Annotated in this window: 15 protein-coding genes and 1 pseudogene; 7 read left to right on the top strand and 9 right to left on the bottom strand. The window is 72.0% G+C overall.

Annotation, left to right across the window (positions count from 1 at the left end):
* The first annotated feature begins 18 nt into the window (after nucleotides 1-18).
* From AB0367_RS25755 to AB0367_RS25740, 4 genes are read left to right on the top strand one after another with little or no spacing between them, the layout of a single operon-like run.
* The gene (locus AB0367_RS25755) at nucleotides 19-666 is read left to right on the top strand and encodes a response regulator transcription factor (protein ID WP_366228975.1); all 648 of its coding nucleotides are present in this window, start codon (nucleotides 19-21) and stop codon (nucleotides 664-666) included.
* Nucleotides 663-1,553 carry a sensor histidine kinase gene (locus AB0367_RS25750; RefSeq protein ID WP_366228974.1) on the top strand — a complete coding sequence of 297 codons (891 nt, stop codon included), beginning with the start codon at nucleotides 663-665 and terminating at the stop codon, nucleotides 1,551-1,553. The genes AB0367_RS25755 and AB0367_RS25750 overlap by 4 nt, the downstream gene beginning before the upstream one ends.
* A gap of 34 nt (nucleotides 1,554-1,587) precedes the next feature.
* Nucleotides 1,588-3,159 carry an FAD-dependent oxidoreductase gene (locus AB0367_RS25745; protein ID WP_366228973.1) on the top strand — a complete coding sequence of 524 codons (1,572 nt, stop codon included), beginning with the start codon at nucleotides 1,588-1,590 and terminating at the stop codon, nucleotides 3,157-3,159.
* Nucleotides 3,156-4,337 carry a cytochrome P450 gene (locus tag AB0367_RS25740; RefSeq protein ID WP_366228972.1) on the top strand — a complete coding sequence of 394 codons (1,182 nt, stop codon included), beginning with the start codon at nucleotides 3,156-3,158 and terminating at the stop codon, nucleotides 4,335-4,337. The genes AB0367_RS25745 and AB0367_RS25740 overlap by 4 nt, the downstream gene beginning before the upstream one ends.
* Before the next feature lie 10 nt (nucleotides 4,338-4,347).
* Here AB0367_RS25740 and AB0367_RS25735 read toward each other — a convergent pair.
* Nucleotides 4,348-4,757 (bottom strand): annotated as a pseudogene (locus AB0367_RS25735) (response regulator transcription factor); the annotation flags it as partial.
* Between AB0367_RS25735 and AB0367_RS25730 the strand changes: the two are divergent.
* Both AB0367_RS25730 and AB0367_RS25725 read left to right on the top strand, forming a co-directional pair.
* Entirely contained in the window at nucleotides 4,744-5,187 is a 444-nt protein-coding gene (locus AB0367_RS25730; RefSeq protein WP_366228971.1) for a hypothetical protein, read from the top strand. The pseudogene AB0367_RS25735 and the gene AB0367_RS25730 overlap by 14 nt on opposite strands.
* Nucleotides 5,184-5,396, top strand: a complete 213-nt coding sequence (locus AB0367_RS25725; RefSeq protein WP_366228970.1) for a hypothetical protein — start codon at nucleotides 5,184-5,186, stop codon at nucleotides 5,394-5,396. The genes AB0367_RS25730 and AB0367_RS25725 overlap by 4 nt, the downstream gene beginning before the upstream one ends.
* 90 nt (nucleotides 5,397-5,486) lie before the next feature.
* Here the strand turns inward: AB0367_RS25725 and AB0367_RS25720 are convergent, their stop codons facing one another.
* From AB0367_RS25720 to pgsA, 8 genes are all read right to left on the bottom strand, one after another.
* On the bottom strand, nucleotides 5,487-6,131 hold the full coding sequence (locus tag AB0367_RS25720) for a hypothetical protein (protein ID WP_366228969.1): 645 nt from the start codon (nucleotides 6,129-6,131) through the stop codon (nucleotides 5,487-5,489).
* A gap of 1,211 nt (nucleotides 6,132-7,342) precedes the next feature.
* A complete protein-coding gene (locus tag AB0367_RS25715) occupies nucleotides 7,343-8,098 on the bottom strand; it encodes a YebC/PmpR family DNA-binding transcriptional regulator (RefSeq protein ID WP_366228968.1) in 756 nt (251 codons plus the stop codon).
* 2 nt (nucleotides 8,099-8,100) lie between these two features.
* Entirely contained in the window at nucleotides 8,101-8,724 is a 624-nt protein-coding gene (pdxT, locus tag AB0367_RS25710) for a pyridoxal 5'-phosphate synthase glutaminase subunit PdxT (RefSeq protein ID WP_366228967.1), read from the bottom strand.
* Complete coding sequence (pdxS, locus tag AB0367_RS25705; RefSeq protein ID WP_366228966.1) at nucleotides 8,721-9,620, bottom strand: pyridoxal 5'-phosphate synthase lyase subunit PdxS; 900 nt, start codon at nucleotides 9,618-9,620, stop codon at nucleotides 8,721-8,723. The genes pdxT and pdxS overlap by 4 nt, the downstream gene beginning before the upstream one ends.
* Before the next feature lie 101 nt (nucleotides 9,621-9,721).
* On the bottom strand, nucleotides 9,722-10,192 hold the full coding sequence (locus AB0367_RS25700) for a hypothetical protein (protein ID WP_366228965.1): 471 nt from the start codon (nucleotides 10,190-10,192) through the stop codon (nucleotides 9,722-9,724).
* A gap of 10 nt (nucleotides 10,193-10,202) precedes the next feature.
* Nucleotides 10,203-11,336, bottom strand: coding sequence for a glycosyltransferase family 4 protein (locus tag AB0367_RS25695; protein ID WP_366228964.1), 1,134 nt, complete (start codon nucleotides 11,334-11,336; stop codon nucleotides 10,203-10,205).
* Between the two features lie 9 nt (nucleotides 11,337-11,345).
* A complete protein-coding gene (locus tag AB0367_RS25690) occupies nucleotides 11,346-12,266 on the bottom strand; it encodes a phosphatidylinositol mannoside acyltransferase (RefSeq protein WP_366228963.1) in 921 nt (306 codons plus the stop codon).
* The gene (gene pgsA, locus AB0367_RS25685) at nucleotides 12,263-12,922 is read right to left on the bottom strand and encodes a phosphatidylinositol phosphate synthase (protein ID WP_366228962.1); all 660 of its coding nucleotides are present in this window, start codon (nucleotides 12,920-12,922) and stop codon (nucleotides 12,263-12,265) included. Before pgsA ends, AB0367_RS25690 begins: the two co-directional genes overlap by 4 nt.
* A 193-nt stretch (nucleotides 12,923-13,115) precedes the next feature.
* On the opposite strand from pgsA, the gene AB0367_RS25680 reads away from it, so the two are divergent.
* Complete coding sequence (locus tag AB0367_RS25680) at nucleotides 13,116-15,275, top strand: elongation factor G-like protein EF-G2 (protein WP_366228961.1); 2,160 nt, start codon at nucleotides 13,116-13,118, stop codon at nucleotides 15,273-15,275.
* The last annotated feature ends 16 nt before the right edge of the window (nucleotides 15,276-15,291 follow it).

The raw sequence follows: 15,291 nt of genomic DNA, 5'->3' as shown, positions 1-15,291 counted from the left end.
GGGGTATACCGCGCCCCGATGAGTATCAGGATCTTGATCGCCGACGACCATGCGATGGTCCGCGAGGGCCTGCGCAGCTTCCTGGCCCTCAGCGGTGACCTGGAAACGGTCGGCGCGGCGGCCGACGGGCGGGAGGCCGTGGCGATGACCCACGAGCTGCGCCCCGACATCGTGCTGATGGACCTGCTCATGCCGGTCCTCGACGGGATCAGCGCGATCGCCGTCATCCGCCGCGAGCTGCCCAGCGTCGAGGTGGTGGCGCTGAGCGGGTACCTCGAGCCGCAGCTGATCGCCGACGCCCTGCACGCCGGCGCGGTCGGCTACCTGCTCAAGGACACCGACGCCGAGGAGTTGCACCGGGCGGTCCGCGCCGCCGCCGCCGGCCAGGTGCAGCTGTCCCCGGCGGTCGCCGCCCGGCTCGTGCGCGACGTGCACGTGCCGGCCACCCCACCGCAGCTGACCCGCCGCGAGGAGGAGGTGCTCGCGCTGCTGGCCCGCGGCCGCGCCAACGGGCAGATCGCCCGGGAGCTGCACATCGCGCCCCAGACGGTGAAGACGCACGTGAGCAACATCCTGCAGAAGCTCAACGCGGAGAGCCGCACCCAGGCCGCGCTCTACGCGATGCGGGTCGGCCTGGTCCCCGTGCACGCGGCGGCCCCCAGTTGACCCCCGCACTGGACGCGCTGTGCGTCCTGGCCCGGCACACGTGCGGCGCGCGCGCCGTGCACGTGCTGGATGCCTCCGCGACGGTACTGTCCTGCGCCGGGCCCAGCGACGCGCTGAACGTCGCCGTGGCGGTGCGGGCGATGTCCTCGGGCCGCGCGGTGCGCGCCCGCCGGGTGCTCTACCACCCGGTGCCCGGAGGCCTGCTGGCCGTCACCGGCCGGCGGGCGCCGCGCCCCGCCGCCCTGGCGCCATTCGTGCCGCTGGCCGAGCTGCTGCTGGCCGCGGCCGCCGAACCCGCACGGCTGGCCCGGGACCTGCACGACTCGGTGGTGCAGACCCTCTACGGCATCAGCCTCGGCGCCGGCACCGCAGCCGAGCTGCTGTACGGCAATCCGGCCCACGCCGAGGCGTCCCTGGCCTGGATCAAGGCGACGGCCGCGGCCGGCCTGACCGACCTGCGCGGGATCATCCTGCGGCTGCGCCCGGAGACGCTGGTCGGTGCGGGCCTGGCCACCGCGCTCAAGGGCGTGTTCGAAACGCTGCACGCCGCCCCGGGCCGGGCCGGCTGGGGCCTCGAGCTCGACGCCGACCCACCGGTCAGCCCGCAGGTGGAGGAGGCCTTGTACCGCATCGCGCTGGAGGCGCTGGGCAACGCCGCCCGGCACGCCGAGGCCTCGCAGGTGACCGTGCGGCTGGCCGGCGACGACAGCCACGTGGTGCTGGAGGTGATCGACGACGGGGTCGGGTTCTCCCCCGACGAGCCGCACCCGGGCCGGCTCGGCGTGCGCTCGATGCGCGAGCGGGCCGCGCTGCTCGGTGGCACGCTGGACATCCACAGCGCGCCGGGCGCCGGCACGGTGATCCGCGCGGCCCTCCCCACCGGGTGACCCGCGGGGGCACCGGCGCGGGCACCTTGGATACATGCGCGTGGTTGTCGACCTCACGAAATGCCAGGGGTACGCCCAATGCGCCTTCATGGCCCCGAGCATCTTCCAGATGCAGGGCGACGAGGCTCTCATGTACGACCCGGAGCCGTCCGAGGAGCAGCGGGAGAGGGTGCGCCGGGCGGCCGCCGCCTGTCCAGTGCGGGCCATCCAGATCGACCGGCTCTCCACGCAGGACATGCCGCCGATACACGCCACGCCGGGCGCTGGGCGGATCGTCATCGTCGGGGCCTCGCTCGCCGGGCTGCGGGCCGCGGAGGCGCTGCGCGAGGAGGGCTACACCGGCTCGCTCACCCTGATCGACGACGAGCCTCACGCGCCGTACGACCGGCCGCCGCTGTCCAAGGCGGCCCTCGCCGGCCGGATCCGGCCCGACGCGACCGGGCTGCCGCGCCGCCCCGACCTCGACGCGCGGTGGCGGCTCGGCGTGCGCGCCATCGGCCTGGACCTGGCGACGCGCCGGGTGCGGCTCAGCGACGGGATCGCCGTACCGTTCGACCGGCTCCTGATCGCCACCGGGGTGCGGGCGCGGCCGTGGCCCGACCCGGCCGAGGCGCGGCTGGACGGCATGTTCGTGCTGCGCACCCGCGACGACGCGATCCACCTGCGGAAACGGCTGTCGTCGCAGGACCGGCGGCCGTCGAGGGTGCTGGTCGTCGGGGCCGGGTTCACCGGGTCGGAGATCGCCTCCACCTGCCGGTCGCTGGGCCTGGACGTCACCGTGGCCGAGACCGCGCCGACGCCGCTCGCGGGCGCGCTCGGCGGCGTGATCGGCTCGATCGCCGCCGAGATCCAGCGCGAGAACGGCGTCGACCTGCGCTGCGGGGTCACGGTCAAGGCGATCGAGGGCGACGACGGGGTCCGGCGGGCCCACCTGTCCGACGGCAGCACCGTCGACGCCGACGTGGTCGTCGCCGCGCTGGGCGGCATCCGCAACGTGGAGTGGCTGGAGGGCTCCGGCCTGGCCGTCGGCCCGTGGGGGGTCGCCTGCGACGCGGGCTGCCGCGCGTTCGACGTCAACGGCGTGGTGACCGACGACATCTTCGTGGCCGGCGACGTGGCCCGCTCACCCAACGCGATGTTCGGCTACCAGTTCCTCGCGCTGGAGCACTGGGCCAACGCCGTCGCGCAGGCCGAGGTGGCCGCGCACAACATGGTCAGCGACGAGTCGGACCGCTGGCCGCACCTGCACATGCCGCAGTTCTGGTCGCAGCAGTTCGGCAACAACATCAAGTCCGTGGGCGTGCCCACCTTCGCCGACGAGGTCGTCGTCACGCAGGGCTCGGTGCGGGAGCGCCGGTTCACCGCCGCGTACGGGTACAAGGGCCGGCTCACCGCGGCGGTCACCTTCAACCAGGCCAAGTGGCTGCCGTTCTACCAGCGGCTCATCGAGCAGGCGGCGCCGTTCCCGCCCGAGTTCGCCACCGTCGACCAGCCCGAGGACGCACTGCCGGTGCCCGCCGACGTGCCGGACCAGAAGCTGCTGGCCCGCGACGCCACCGTGGTGGTCACCGGCCACCGTCCGACCACCGTCAGGAGCATCACGTGACCACGTCGGTCAGTTCCCTCTTCTCCGCCGTGCTCGACCCGGTCAACCGGCACGACCCGTACCCGCTGTACACCTCGCTGCGCCGCACCCCGGTCGGCGTCGAGGCCGACGGCACCTACGTGGTGAGCACCTTCCGCGAGATCTCGGCGCTGCTGCACGACCCGCGGGTGAGCTCGGTCGAGCGCGACGAGGCGGCCGGCGGCTCCGACGACATCCACCGGCTGGTGGGGCTGCCGCCGAGCTTCCTGCGCCAGGACCCGCCGGGCCACGACCGGATGCGCCGCCTGGCGATGCGCCCGTTCGGCCCGCCGCACAGCCCGCACCGCGTCGCCGACCTCCAGCCGTCGCTCGAGGACATCGCCGCCGGCCTGATCAACGAGTTCCCGTCCTCGACCGTGGACCTCGTCGACCAGTTCGCCTACCCGCTGCCGGTCCGCGTCATCTGCACGCTGCTCGGCGTGCCACTGGCCGACGAGCCGCGCTTCCGCGCCTGGATCGACGCCGCGCTGACGGCCGTCCTGCCGGACCGCGGCGCCCTCGGCGACCTCGCCCAATACCTCGGCGACCTCGTGGACCGCCGCATGGCCGAGCCCGGCGACGACATGCTCTCGGCGCTGGCCACCGACGACGGCCCCGACGGCCGGATGACCCGCGACGAGCTGGTGAGCACCGCGATGCTGCTGCTCATCGCCGGCCACGAGACGACGGTGAACCTCATCGCCAACAGCTCGCTGATCCTGCTGCGCCAGCCGCTGTGGCGGGAGCGGATGCTCGCCGACCCCGGCCTGGTCGTGTCGTTCGTCGAGGAGGTGCTGCGCTTCGACCCGCCGGTGCAGATGCTGACGTGGCGCCGGGCGCTCTCGGACATCCCGATCGGCGGCACCACGATCCCGAAGGATGCCCCGATCACGCTGGTGCTGGCGGCCGGCAACCGCGACCCCGAGCACTGCACCGACCCGGATCGCTTCGACCCGGACCGCCGCCAGGTCCAGCACCTCGGCTTCGGCGACGGGATCCACTACTGCTACGGCGCACCGCTGGCCCGTCTGGAGGCGCAGCTGGCCCTGCGGGCGCTGGTCCCGGCCCTGTCCGGCGCCCGGCTGCTGGAGGATCCGCCGCAGTACCGCATCAGCGCCGTCCTGCGCGGCCCGCGCCATCTGCGTGTCGCCCTGAGCTGATCGGCACGGCTCAGCCGGCGCCCGCGCGGACCAGGCCGGTCTCGTACGCGTACACCACCGCCTGCACCCGGTCACGCAGCCCGAGCTTCATGAGCACCCGCGCCACGTGCGTCTTGATCGTCGCCTCGCCGACCGTGAGCGCGGCGGCGATCTCGGCGTTGGACAGCCCCCGCGCCATGAGCCGCAGCACGTCGGCCTCGCGCGCGGTCAGCTCGGCCAACTCCGGCGGCGGCTGCGGCCCGGGCCCGCCCGCGAACGCGGCGATGACCCGCGTGGTCACCGCGGGGTCGAGCAGCGCCTCACCGGAGGCCACCACCCGGATCGCGGTGAGCAGGTGCTCCGGGAGGAGACCTTGAGCAGGAACCCGCTCGCGCCGGCGCGCAGCGCGTTGTAGAGGTTCTCGTCGGTGTCGAACGTTGTGGACACGTTCGGCGCGTTCCGCGACCGCGCCGGCCGGGTGTGCCTGGTCCTGGCCCCACTGCTGTTCGCCGCGGGCCTGGCCACGGTGCCGGGCTTCAGCCCGAGCCTCGCGGGCTCCCTGGCCCACCCCGCGCAGGCCCAGGCGAGCGCGCTGCTGCTGCACCTGGGCTGGCTGGCCTTCGTTCCGGCGGTACTGCACCTGTCGCGCGACGCCGCCCGCTGGGCTCGCGTCATCGCCGCGGTGGTTGTTCTCGCGCTGGTGAGCTTCTCGGCCCTCATGGTCGGCGACTACACGTCGATCGCCACTGCCGAGGCCCTCGACCCGGCAACCGCCGCGCGGGTGGACGCGTCGCTGGGCGACTACGCCCCGTTCACCCTCGGCTGGGTCCTGCCGTCCATGGCACTGACACTGCTGGGCCGATCGCGGTGACGGTCGCCGCCGCCGTGACCCGCCGCGCGAGATGGTGGACCCCGGCCCTGACCGCGGCCGCGGTGGCGGCGTTCCTGATCCTGGGCGTGGGCCCGCTCAGCCTGCTGAGCCCGGCCCTCTTCCTGGCCGCCCTGGCCCCGCTGGCGAGGGCGGCACACCCCACCCCGGCCCCACCGGTCGATACCAACGCCGGGATCGCGGCCGCCTGACACCGAGGTAGCCGTGGGGCTGAGACCCCACGGCTGCGTCTTCCACCCGGCAGGTGCGCTGACGGCCGGACGCCTCAACTCGGCGACAACTCACTGCCGCCCCTTTCCGGCAATCGTCGCGGCGACGATGAACAATTGCGCCTCTCGGCAATGTCGTAACCCCCGTCGCCCAACGGAGGAATCCCGGTAATCCACGAGCTCTCGCAGGCGCTGCGCAGCACGCTCCTTCCGGAGTTCACGCGATATCGTGATCGACTGTCGACATTGCGTGTCTCGGAGAAGGAAGACAATATGCTGCTCACCCAGGCAGACCTGCGCATCGAGGCACTCGTCATCGACGCCATCGGGTAATTTGACCCGGATCCGTGAATCGTCGCCGAAGAGCCGGGCAACACCGACGCCAACCGAGCGGAGGCCAACGGCGCCGCGAACCGCGCGAGATGCGCCAACTGCCGGTGAGCAGCGCGAGGCCGCGTTCGCCGGGTACGCGTTCGGCGCGCGGCAGCGCGTTGCGGGCCCGGTTGTCCGGGGCCAGTCGGGTATCGCGGCCAGCGCTTCGATCCCCTCGGCAACATCCCGGTACGCGGTGGCCCGGGAGACGCCCGAACCCGGCTCCGAATAGGGACTTGTCCTCGTTCTGCGGAACCACACCAACACCAGCAGCGCTTGGTAGCAGCAGGTCAACGCCCGGGTTCTGCGGCGGGTGCGGCGTTCGGTGGCCAGCAGGCGCGACACGTAGCGGACCAGTTCCCCGGCACGGCAAAGGACCCGACGGCATGCACGCTGAGATGACGTCAATCGGGAATCCGCACCGGCGGCCCATGGGGACAGCGGTTACTTGCTCCCGCCGTGCGGAACATTCGGCGGACATACCGCCCGTCCGTGCGCGGCATCGGCATTGCCGAAAGCTGGCCGCGATACACCGCCGGCCGTATATTGCCGCCGACCATTCGATGCATTGCAATCCCGGTGGGCCGGTGCGGCTGTGGCGTGGATGCGCGACGACACTTCGGGACAGGACCGGGCCGCCCGCCGCCGTCCACCCGGCGCGGCGCGGGATCACAGTCGTCCGCCGCGGTGCTGCTCGCGGAACGTTGCTCCTGTTCGGGAGGCATGACCGGCGGCGAGGGCGGCGACGGCGGCGAGGGCGGCACCGGCCCATCCACCGATCCGCCGCGCTGATCGCTGACCACCGGCGGGGTGTCACCACGCAGACGGCGCAGCTTCTCGGCGTGCCGCCTGGCCAAGCCCCATTCCCGATGCCGAGCATGCTCCCGACGGAACTGCTCATTCGCCGGACAATAACGACGCGACCTGGTCCGGTCACGCATGGCAGCCAATTCCGCCTTCGAAAAAAATTGCAGCTGCCCCATATATGCCATTATCCCAGAACCCAACCAAAACCGCCGCCCCGAACGGCAGTCCATCATGAGATGATCTCAACGAGAATGGCCGCGAAAACAGGATGACGCGGCCGGATCGTCCACACTGGACAATGATGGGCGGGGCGTGGAGCCCTCGAAGATCCTTCTCCGCGCGGTGAGGACTCCGCGTGATCACATATCGCGCTATGGCCGACGTACCCAAAGGAACTGGTGGCCCATGTCGCCGCGCTCGTGCTCACCCAATTCGAAAACCGAGACCTACGAAGTTCTCGCTGAGATCACCGGGACATCGACGGAGTGTGGCGGCAGCTCCTTGAACGGCTCGGGCTACGTCAGGTGACCCTGTCACCCGTCGAGCGCGAACTGGTCGCCGGCGTGGCATCGGTTGCGAGGTCCGTCCCGGGTGCACCGAAGGTCGGTGGGATGTGGCTCGGACTCCGCTCCGCCGGTAAGGAACTCAAGGCCACCGGGAGCCCCGTCTGAAGGGTCCGCCAACCACTGGATCAAGCGCCAAGGGGCGCGGCCCACCATGTGGACGCGCCCCTTGGCTCAGAGCGGTGCTCAGGCCTCGACCAGGGCCATGACCTCGTCCGAGACGTCGAAGTTGGCATACACGTTCTGGACGTCGTCGCAGTCTTCCAGGGCGTCGATCACCTTGAAGACCTTGCGGGCGCCCTCCTCGTCCAGCGGCACCGTGACGCTCGGGACGAACGAGGACTCCGCGGACTCGTAGTCGATGCCGGCGTCCTGCAGGGCGGTGCGCACCGGGACCAGGTCCGACGCCTCGCAGATGATCTCGAACGCCTCGCCCAGGTCGTTGACCTCCTCGGCGCCCGCGTCGAGCACGGCCAGGAGCAGGTCGTCCTCGGCGAGCTCGCCGGCCTTCGGGACGATGAGGACACCCTTGCGGGTGAACATGTATGACACGCTGCCGGCGTCGGCCAGGGAGCCGCCGTTGCGGGTCAGTGCCACCCGCACCTCCGTCGAGGCCCGGTTGCGGTTGTCCGTCAGGCACTCGATGAGGATGGCGACGCCGTTCGGGCCATACCCCTCATACATCGCGGTCTGCCAATCGGCGCCGCCCCCGATGAGGCCGGAGCCGCGCTTGACCGCATTGTTGATGTTGTCGTTGGGGACCGAGTTCTTCTTCGCCTTCTGAATGGCGTCGAAGAGGGTCGGGTTGCCGGCCGGGTCACCGCCGCCCGTGCGGGCGGCCACCTCGACGTTCTTGATCAGGCGGGCGAAGAGCTTCCCACGCTTGGCATCGATGACCGCCTTCTTGTGCTTGGTGGTCGCCCATTTGGAGTGCCCCGACATGCCTAACCCTCCGTCGTCTTACCCGCCTCGCGAGCCATCTCCACGAAGTACCGATGGACGCGTAGGTCGCCGGTGAGCTCTGGGTGGAACGCCGTCGCGAGCAGGTGCTGCTGCCGAACCGCGACAATCCTACCGGCGGCCTGCCCATCCCTCACACGCCCCAGCACCTCGACCGATTCCTCCACCGACTCGACCCATGGGGCCCGGATGAAGACCGCCTGGAACGGACCACCCTCGATGCCCGAAATGTCAACGGCCCCCTCGAACGAGTCGACCTGGCGGCCGAACGCGTTGCGGCGCACGGTCATGTCGATGCCGCCGAAGGGCACCTGGTCGGAGCGGCCGTCGAGGATCGTCGACGCCAGCATGATCATCCCGGCGCACGAGCCGTAGACCGGCATGCCGGCGCCGATGCGCTTGCGGATCGGCTCCAGCAGCCCGAACTCGACCGCCAGCTTGCTCATCGTGGTGGACTCGCCGCCGGGGATGATCAGCGCGTCGACGGAGTCGAGCTCGTCGACGCGCCGCACCGGGCGGCCGATCGCGTCCAGGGACGCGACCGCGTGCAGGTGTTCGCGGGTATCGCCCTGCAGGGCGAGCACACCGATGATCACGGAGGCGGTCACCAGCCCCGCTCGGCGAGGCGGTGCGGCTGCGGGATGTCGTCGACGTTGATGCCGACCATGGCCTCGCCCAGGCCGCGGGAGACCTTGGCGATGACGTCCGGGTCGTCGTGGAACGTGGTGGCCTTGACGATCGCGGCGGCGCGCTGCTGCGGGTTGCCCGACTTGAAGATGCCGGAGCCGACGAAGACGCCCTCGGCGCCGAGCTGCATCATCATCGCCGCGTCGGCGGGGGTGGCGATGCCGCCGGCGGTGAACAGCACGACGGGCAGCTTGCCGGTCTCGGCGACCTCCTTGACCAGCTCATACGGCGCCTGCAGCTCCTTGGCCGCGACGAACAGCTCGTCCTCGGGCAGCGACGTCAGCCGGCGGATCTCCGCGCGGATCTTGCGCATGTGGGTGGTGGCGTTGGAGACGTCGCCGGTGCCGGCCTCGCCCTTGGAGCGGATCATGGCGGCACCCTCGTTGATGCGGCGCAGCGCCTCACCGAGGTTGGTGGCGCCGCAGACGAACGGCACCGTGAACGCCCACTTGTCGATGTGGTTGGCGAAATCGGCCGGGGTGAGCACCTCGGACTCGTCGACGTAGTCGACGCCCAGCGCCTGCAGCACCTGGGCCTCGACGAAGTGCCCGATGCGGGCCTTCGCCATGACCGGGATCGAGACGGCGCTGATGATCCCGTCGATCATGTCCGGGTCGCTCATGCGGGACACGCCGCCCTGGGCGCGGATGTCGGCGGGGACCCGCTCGAGCGCCATGACCGCGACGGCGCCGGCGTCCTCCGCGATCTTGGCCTGCTCGGGGGTGACGACGTCCATGATGACGCCGCCCTTGAGCATCTCGGCCATGCCGCGCTTCACGCGGGCGGTGCCGGTGACCGGCGAGGTGGATGAGGACACGACGACGCACTCCTAACAGGGGAAAACCGGGATTCACCTGTAAGTTTACGCCCAGCCCACCCTGCGGCCCCACGGCCAATGACAACCCGGCGGCCCACAACTCACGACAGCGACGGGTCGTCGACGTCGAAATAGGCGGGAATGGGGTGTTTTCTGGCCAGCCGGAACAGCCGCACCAGGGCCCGGCGGCGCACGGCCAGGGCGTCGCGGACCACGTCGTTGTGCACCTGGCGGGCCAGCGCCACCCGGCGGCTGATCTGGACCAGCGAGTCCACCACGTCGGACGGCGGCGCTTTGAGCCCGCCCCGCAGGTGCCGGGTGAGGTCGTTCTCGGCCACCTCGCGGTCGTCCGGCTGGGCGTCCAGGGCGATCTTCGCGGCGTACATGAGGGTCGGCAGCTGGGCGGCCTCGGCGAGGGCCACCGCGGCGGCGGCGCGGCGGACCAGGTGGGCATCGAGTGTGGCGTACGCGGCGGCGGCCCGCGCGTGCAGCCGGTCGACCCGGGCCGCGAGCCACGTCAGGTAGGTGGCCACCACGACGACCGCGGCCACCACGGCGATCACCCACCACATGCGGCGCAGCCTACGGGACGGACTCCTGCACGGTCGCTCCGGCAACCTCGACGGCGGTGGAGTAGACCTCGAGCACCCGCTCGGCGACGACCGGCCAGTCGTAGGCGGCCACCACCTGGGTCCCTCGGGCGGCCAGGGCGCCCCGCCGCGCGGGGTCGTCCAGCAGGCCGGCGGCGGTGCGGGCCAGGGCCTGCGCGTCGCCGACCGGAAACAGCGCGCCGGCCGAGCCGCCGTCGAGCACCCGCCGGAACGCGTCCAGCTCGCTGGCCAGCACGGCGGTCCCGGCCGCCATCGCCTCGGTGAGGATCATGCCGAACGACTCGCCGCCGGTGTTCGGCGCGACGTACAGGTCGACGCTGCGCAGCATCCGCGCCTTGTCCGCCTCGGAGACCTTGCCGAGGAACACGATCCGCTCGCGCAGGTCCGCGGGGACGTCCGCCAGGGCCTCGTCGGGGTCGCCGGGGCCGGCCACCAGCAGGCGCAGGCCGGGCCGCCGCGGCGCGAGGGTGGTGAAGGCCGACATGAGGTACCGAAACCCCTTGCGCGGCTCGGTGAAGCGCCCGATGAACCCGAGCGCCCCGCCCTCGCCCGGCCAGCCGTCGAGCGGCACGGCGCCGCGGTACTTCGACACCTGCACCCCGTTGGGGATCTCCCACGCGCTGCCACCCAGGTGCTCGACCTGGACCTTGCGCGCCAGCTCGCTGACCGCGATCCGCCCGGTGATCTTCTCCAGCACCAGCTGCAGCACGCCCTGCGCGGCGGCCAGGGCGCGCGAGCGGGTCATCGCGGTGTGGAAGGTGGCCACGACCGGGCCGCGGGCCGAGAGCACCGCGAGCATCGACAGGCTCGGGATGAGCGGCTCGTGCACGTGCAGCACGTCGAAGCGGCCGGCGGACAGCCAGCGCCGCACCCGGGTGGCGGAGATCAGGCCGAACGACACGCGGGCGACCGAGCCGTTGTACGGCACAGGCACGGTCCGGCCGGCGGACACGACGTAGGGCAGCGTGATGCCCTCCTCGTCGCCGGGCGCCAGCACGCTGACGTGGTGGCCGAGCGCGATGAGCGTCTCGGCGAGGTCGCGGACGTGGTTCTGCACGCCGCCGGGCACGTCGAAGGAGTACGGGCAGACGATCCCGATGCGCAACGGCCCTCCCTAGCCCACGGTGCTGACGGCCGGCTCGTCGAGCCAGAACCGCTGGAGCATGTGCCAGTCTTCCGGGTGCCGCGCGATGCCCTCGGCGAACCGGTCGGCGACACGCTGCGTAACGATCCTGACACGCGCGTCGAGGGATCCCTCGTCCGGACCCGGCATCGGGACCGGCCCGATCAGATGGCCGGCCGCCGCACTCGCATCGAACCACATGCTCGCCACGTACAGGGGCGCTCCGGTGCGCAGGGCCAACAGCGCCGGGCCGGCGGGCATCCGGGTCCGGCCGCCGAAGAACTCGACGTCCACCCCGCGCGGGGTGAGGTCGCGATCGGCGAGCAGGGGCACCACGGCCCCGCCCTTGACCCGCTCCTCCAGCACGTCGAACGTCGGGCGGTCGCCGCCGGTGAGCGGCAGGATCTCCATGCCCAGCGAGCGGCGGAAGGCCAGGAACCTGAGGTACACACTCTCGGGCTTGAGCCGCTCGGCGACGGTGGTGATCGGCCAGCCGTTGGCGGCGACCCAGGCCCCGGCGGCGTCCCAGTTCCCGGCGTGCGGCAGCGCGACGACGCAGCCGACGCCGGCCGCGACGTGCTGCCCGAGCAGCTCGCCGCGCTCCAGCCGGAACCCGGCCAGGATCTGCTCCTTGGAGCGGCCGGGAAGCCGGAACGCCTCGAGGAAGTAGCGGGCGTAGGAGCGCAGGGCCCGGTGCAGCAGGTCCGTGAACTGCTCCTCGGGCATCTGGTCGCCGACCACCCGGCGCAGGTTGCGGGCGAGGGTGGCGGTGCCCTTCCCCGGTTTTCCGCGGCGGTACCCCCGGACGCCGTACGCCGCCGCGGCCGCGAACGCCGGCCAGACCGCGCCCCGGGGCAGCCTGGGCAGCAGGTCGAACGCCGCGCCGTAGCCGAACTCGACGAGGCGGCTCACCGGGCGTCGGACTTCGCTGCGGACGGTGCCCCGTCCGGTCCCGGGTCCGCCGCGCGGGCCTGCCCGTACACGGTCGCGAGCCGCTGGCCGATCGTGACGATCGAGAGCGCGGCGAGCAGCCACATGACGATCTCCAGGCCGTAGGGCACGCCGAAGCCCCACAGCAGGCCGCCGATACCGATGCCGATGAGCCGCTCCGGCCGCTCGATCAGCCCGACGTTCGCGGTGAAGCCGAGCCCCTCGGCACGGGCCTTCACGTAGGAGACGACCTGCCCGGTGAGCAGGCACAGCAGCGCGGCCGCGGCTGGGCGCAGCTCGTGGATGCTCGCGTAATACCAGGCTACGGCGCCGAAGATCGCGCCGTCGGCGACCCGGTCCATCGAGGAGTCCAGCAGCGCGCCGAACTTGTTGGTGATGCCGCGCTGGCGGGCCATCGAGCCGTCGATGAGGTCCGTGAAGCAGCTCAGGGTGATGATGACGAGCGCGGTGATCAGATGCCCGCGGGTGGCGAAGCCGAGCGCGCCGACGAGCACACCCACGGTGCCCGCGACCGTGACCGCGTTCGGGGTGACCCCGGCGCGCAGCAGCGCGGCGGCGACGGGGTCGAGCACGCGCGCCACTGCGGCACGGCTGACTACGCTGAAGATCTTCGCCATGGCGCTCTCACGATAACGGGGGCAGAGCTTGCCGGATACCGGCACGTGGGACTGCTCACGATGCTTGAGTAAACCTGGAGTCGGGAGGAGCGCCGGCGGCCTTGTGTCGGTGATGTTTCGGGTGTGGGATCGGTGAACAGGTCGTGACTGTGAGACAGCTCACAGATGTCGCAAGACTTTCGGGAGGCGCGTGATGGCGCAGAAGGTCCAGGAGAAGGGTGTCACCGGCACCGCACCGGTGGTTGATGACCCCGGCAGGGTGCGCAACGTGGTCGTCGTCGGCCACTCCGGCTCGGGCAAGACGACGCTGATCGAGGCGCTGCTGGCGGCGACCGGGACGATCTCGCGGGCCGGCGCGGTGACCGAGGGCACCACGGTCACCGATCACGATCCGGCGGCGGTGAAACAGCAGCGTTCCGTCACGCTGTCGTGCGCCCCGCTGCTGCACGACGGTGTGAAGGTCAACCTGCTCGACACGCCGGGCTACGCGGACTTCGTCGGGGAGCTGCGGGCCGGGCTGCGCGCCGCCGACGCGGCCCTGTTCGTCGTCTCGGCGGTCGACGGCATGGACGCGGCGACCGGCGCGCTGTGGGAGGAGTGCGCCCACGTCGGGATGCCCCGGGCGGTGGCGATCACCCGGCTGGATCATCATCGCGCCGACTTCGACGAGACCCTGCAGACCTGCCAGGAGGTCTTCGGCGACAACGTGCTGCCGCTGTACCTGCCGATGCTGGGCGACGATGGCGCGAGCGTGGAGGGCCTCATCGGGCTGGTCACCCCGCGGGTCTTCGACTACTCCGCCGGCTTCCCGCCGCAGGTGCGCGACCCCGACCCGCAGCACCTGCCCGCGATCGAGGAGTCCCGCAACACCCTGCTGGAGGGAATCATCGCCGAGAGCGAGGACGAGACGCTCATGGAGCGATACCTCGGCGGCGAGGCCATCGAGACGCGGGTGATCGTCGAGGACCTGGAGAAGGCCGTCGCCCGCGGCACGTTCTACCCGGTCGTCCCGGTCTGCTCCGAGACCCGCGTCGGGCTCGACGCGCTCCTCGATGTGCTGGTGAGCGGCTTCCCGTCGCCGCTGGAGCACGAGGTGCCGCCGGTGACCGACGTCGAGGGCGAGCCGCGCGAGCCGCTGCGCTGCGACCCGCGGGGCCCGCTGGTCGCCGAGGTCGTCAAGACCACGATCGACCCGTACGTCGGGCGCGTCTGTCTGGTCCGGGTCTTCTCCGGCACGCTGCGCCCGGAGCAGCCGGTGCACATCTCCGGCCACGGCATGGGCGAGCGCGGCCACCCCGACCACGACGCCGACGAGCGCTTCGCGCACCTGTTCTCGCCGCTGGGCGCCAACCTGCGCGAGGTGCCGCACGCCGTCGCCGGCGACCTGGTGGCGGTCACGAAGTCGGGCACCGCCGAGACCGGCGACACGATCTCCGGCAAGGAGGAGCCGCTGCTGATGGCCCCCTGGGAGATGCCGGAGCCGCTGCTGCCGATCGCGGTCGTGGCCCGCACCCGCTCCGACGAGGACGCCCTCGCCAAGAACCTGGGCCGGCTGGTGGCGGGCGACCCGACGCTGCGGCTGGAGCGCAACGCCGAGACGCACCAGCTGGTGCTGTGGTGCATGGGTGAGGCGCACGCCGACGTGGTCCTCGACCGCCTGCGCGGCGGCGGCGTGGAGATCGACACCGAGCCGGTGAAGGTGGCGCTGCGCGAGACGTTCGCCGCGCCGAGCCAGGGCCACGGCCGGCACGTGAAGCAGTCCGGCGGCCACGGTCAGTACGCGGTCTGCGACATCAAGGTCGAGCCGCTGCCCCGCGGCGCCGGCTTCGAGTTCGTCGACAAGATCGTCGGCGGCGTGGTGCCGCACAACTACATACCGTCGGTCGAGAAGGGCGTGCGCACCCAGATGGAGCGCGGCATGCTCGCCGGCTACCCGGTCGTCGACGTGCGGGTCACCCTCTTCGACGGCAAGGCGCACTCGGTCGACTCCTCCGACGCGGCGTTTCAGACCGCCGGCGCCTTGGCCCTGCGCGAGGCGGCCGAGCAGGGCCAGACGACGCTGCTGGAGCCGATCGACGAGGTGACGATCCGCGTTCCGGACGATTTCGTCGGCGCCGTGATGAGCGACCTGTCCGGCCGCCGCGGCCGGGTGCTGGGCAACGAGCCCGACCCGGCGGGCCACGAGCGCACCCTGGTACGCGCCGAGGTCCCGGCGACCGAGCTCATCCGCTACGCCGTCGAGCTGCGCGCGATGACCTCGGGCTCGGGGACGTTCAGCCGTGCCTTCGTCCGCCACGACCCGATGCCGGCCCACCTGGCGGAGGCGGTGAAGAAGGAGCACGCGGCGCGCTGAGGGTGCTGTTTCCAGG

This window comes from Dactylosporangium sp. NPDC051484 (genome assembly GCF_040689395.1).
Lineage (GTDB): Bacteria > Actinomycetota > Actinomycetes > Mycobacteriales > Micromonosporaceae > Dactylosporangium.
Note: the sequence above shows the minus strand (reverse complement) of the source record. Positions and strands in the feature narration are given on the sequence as shown.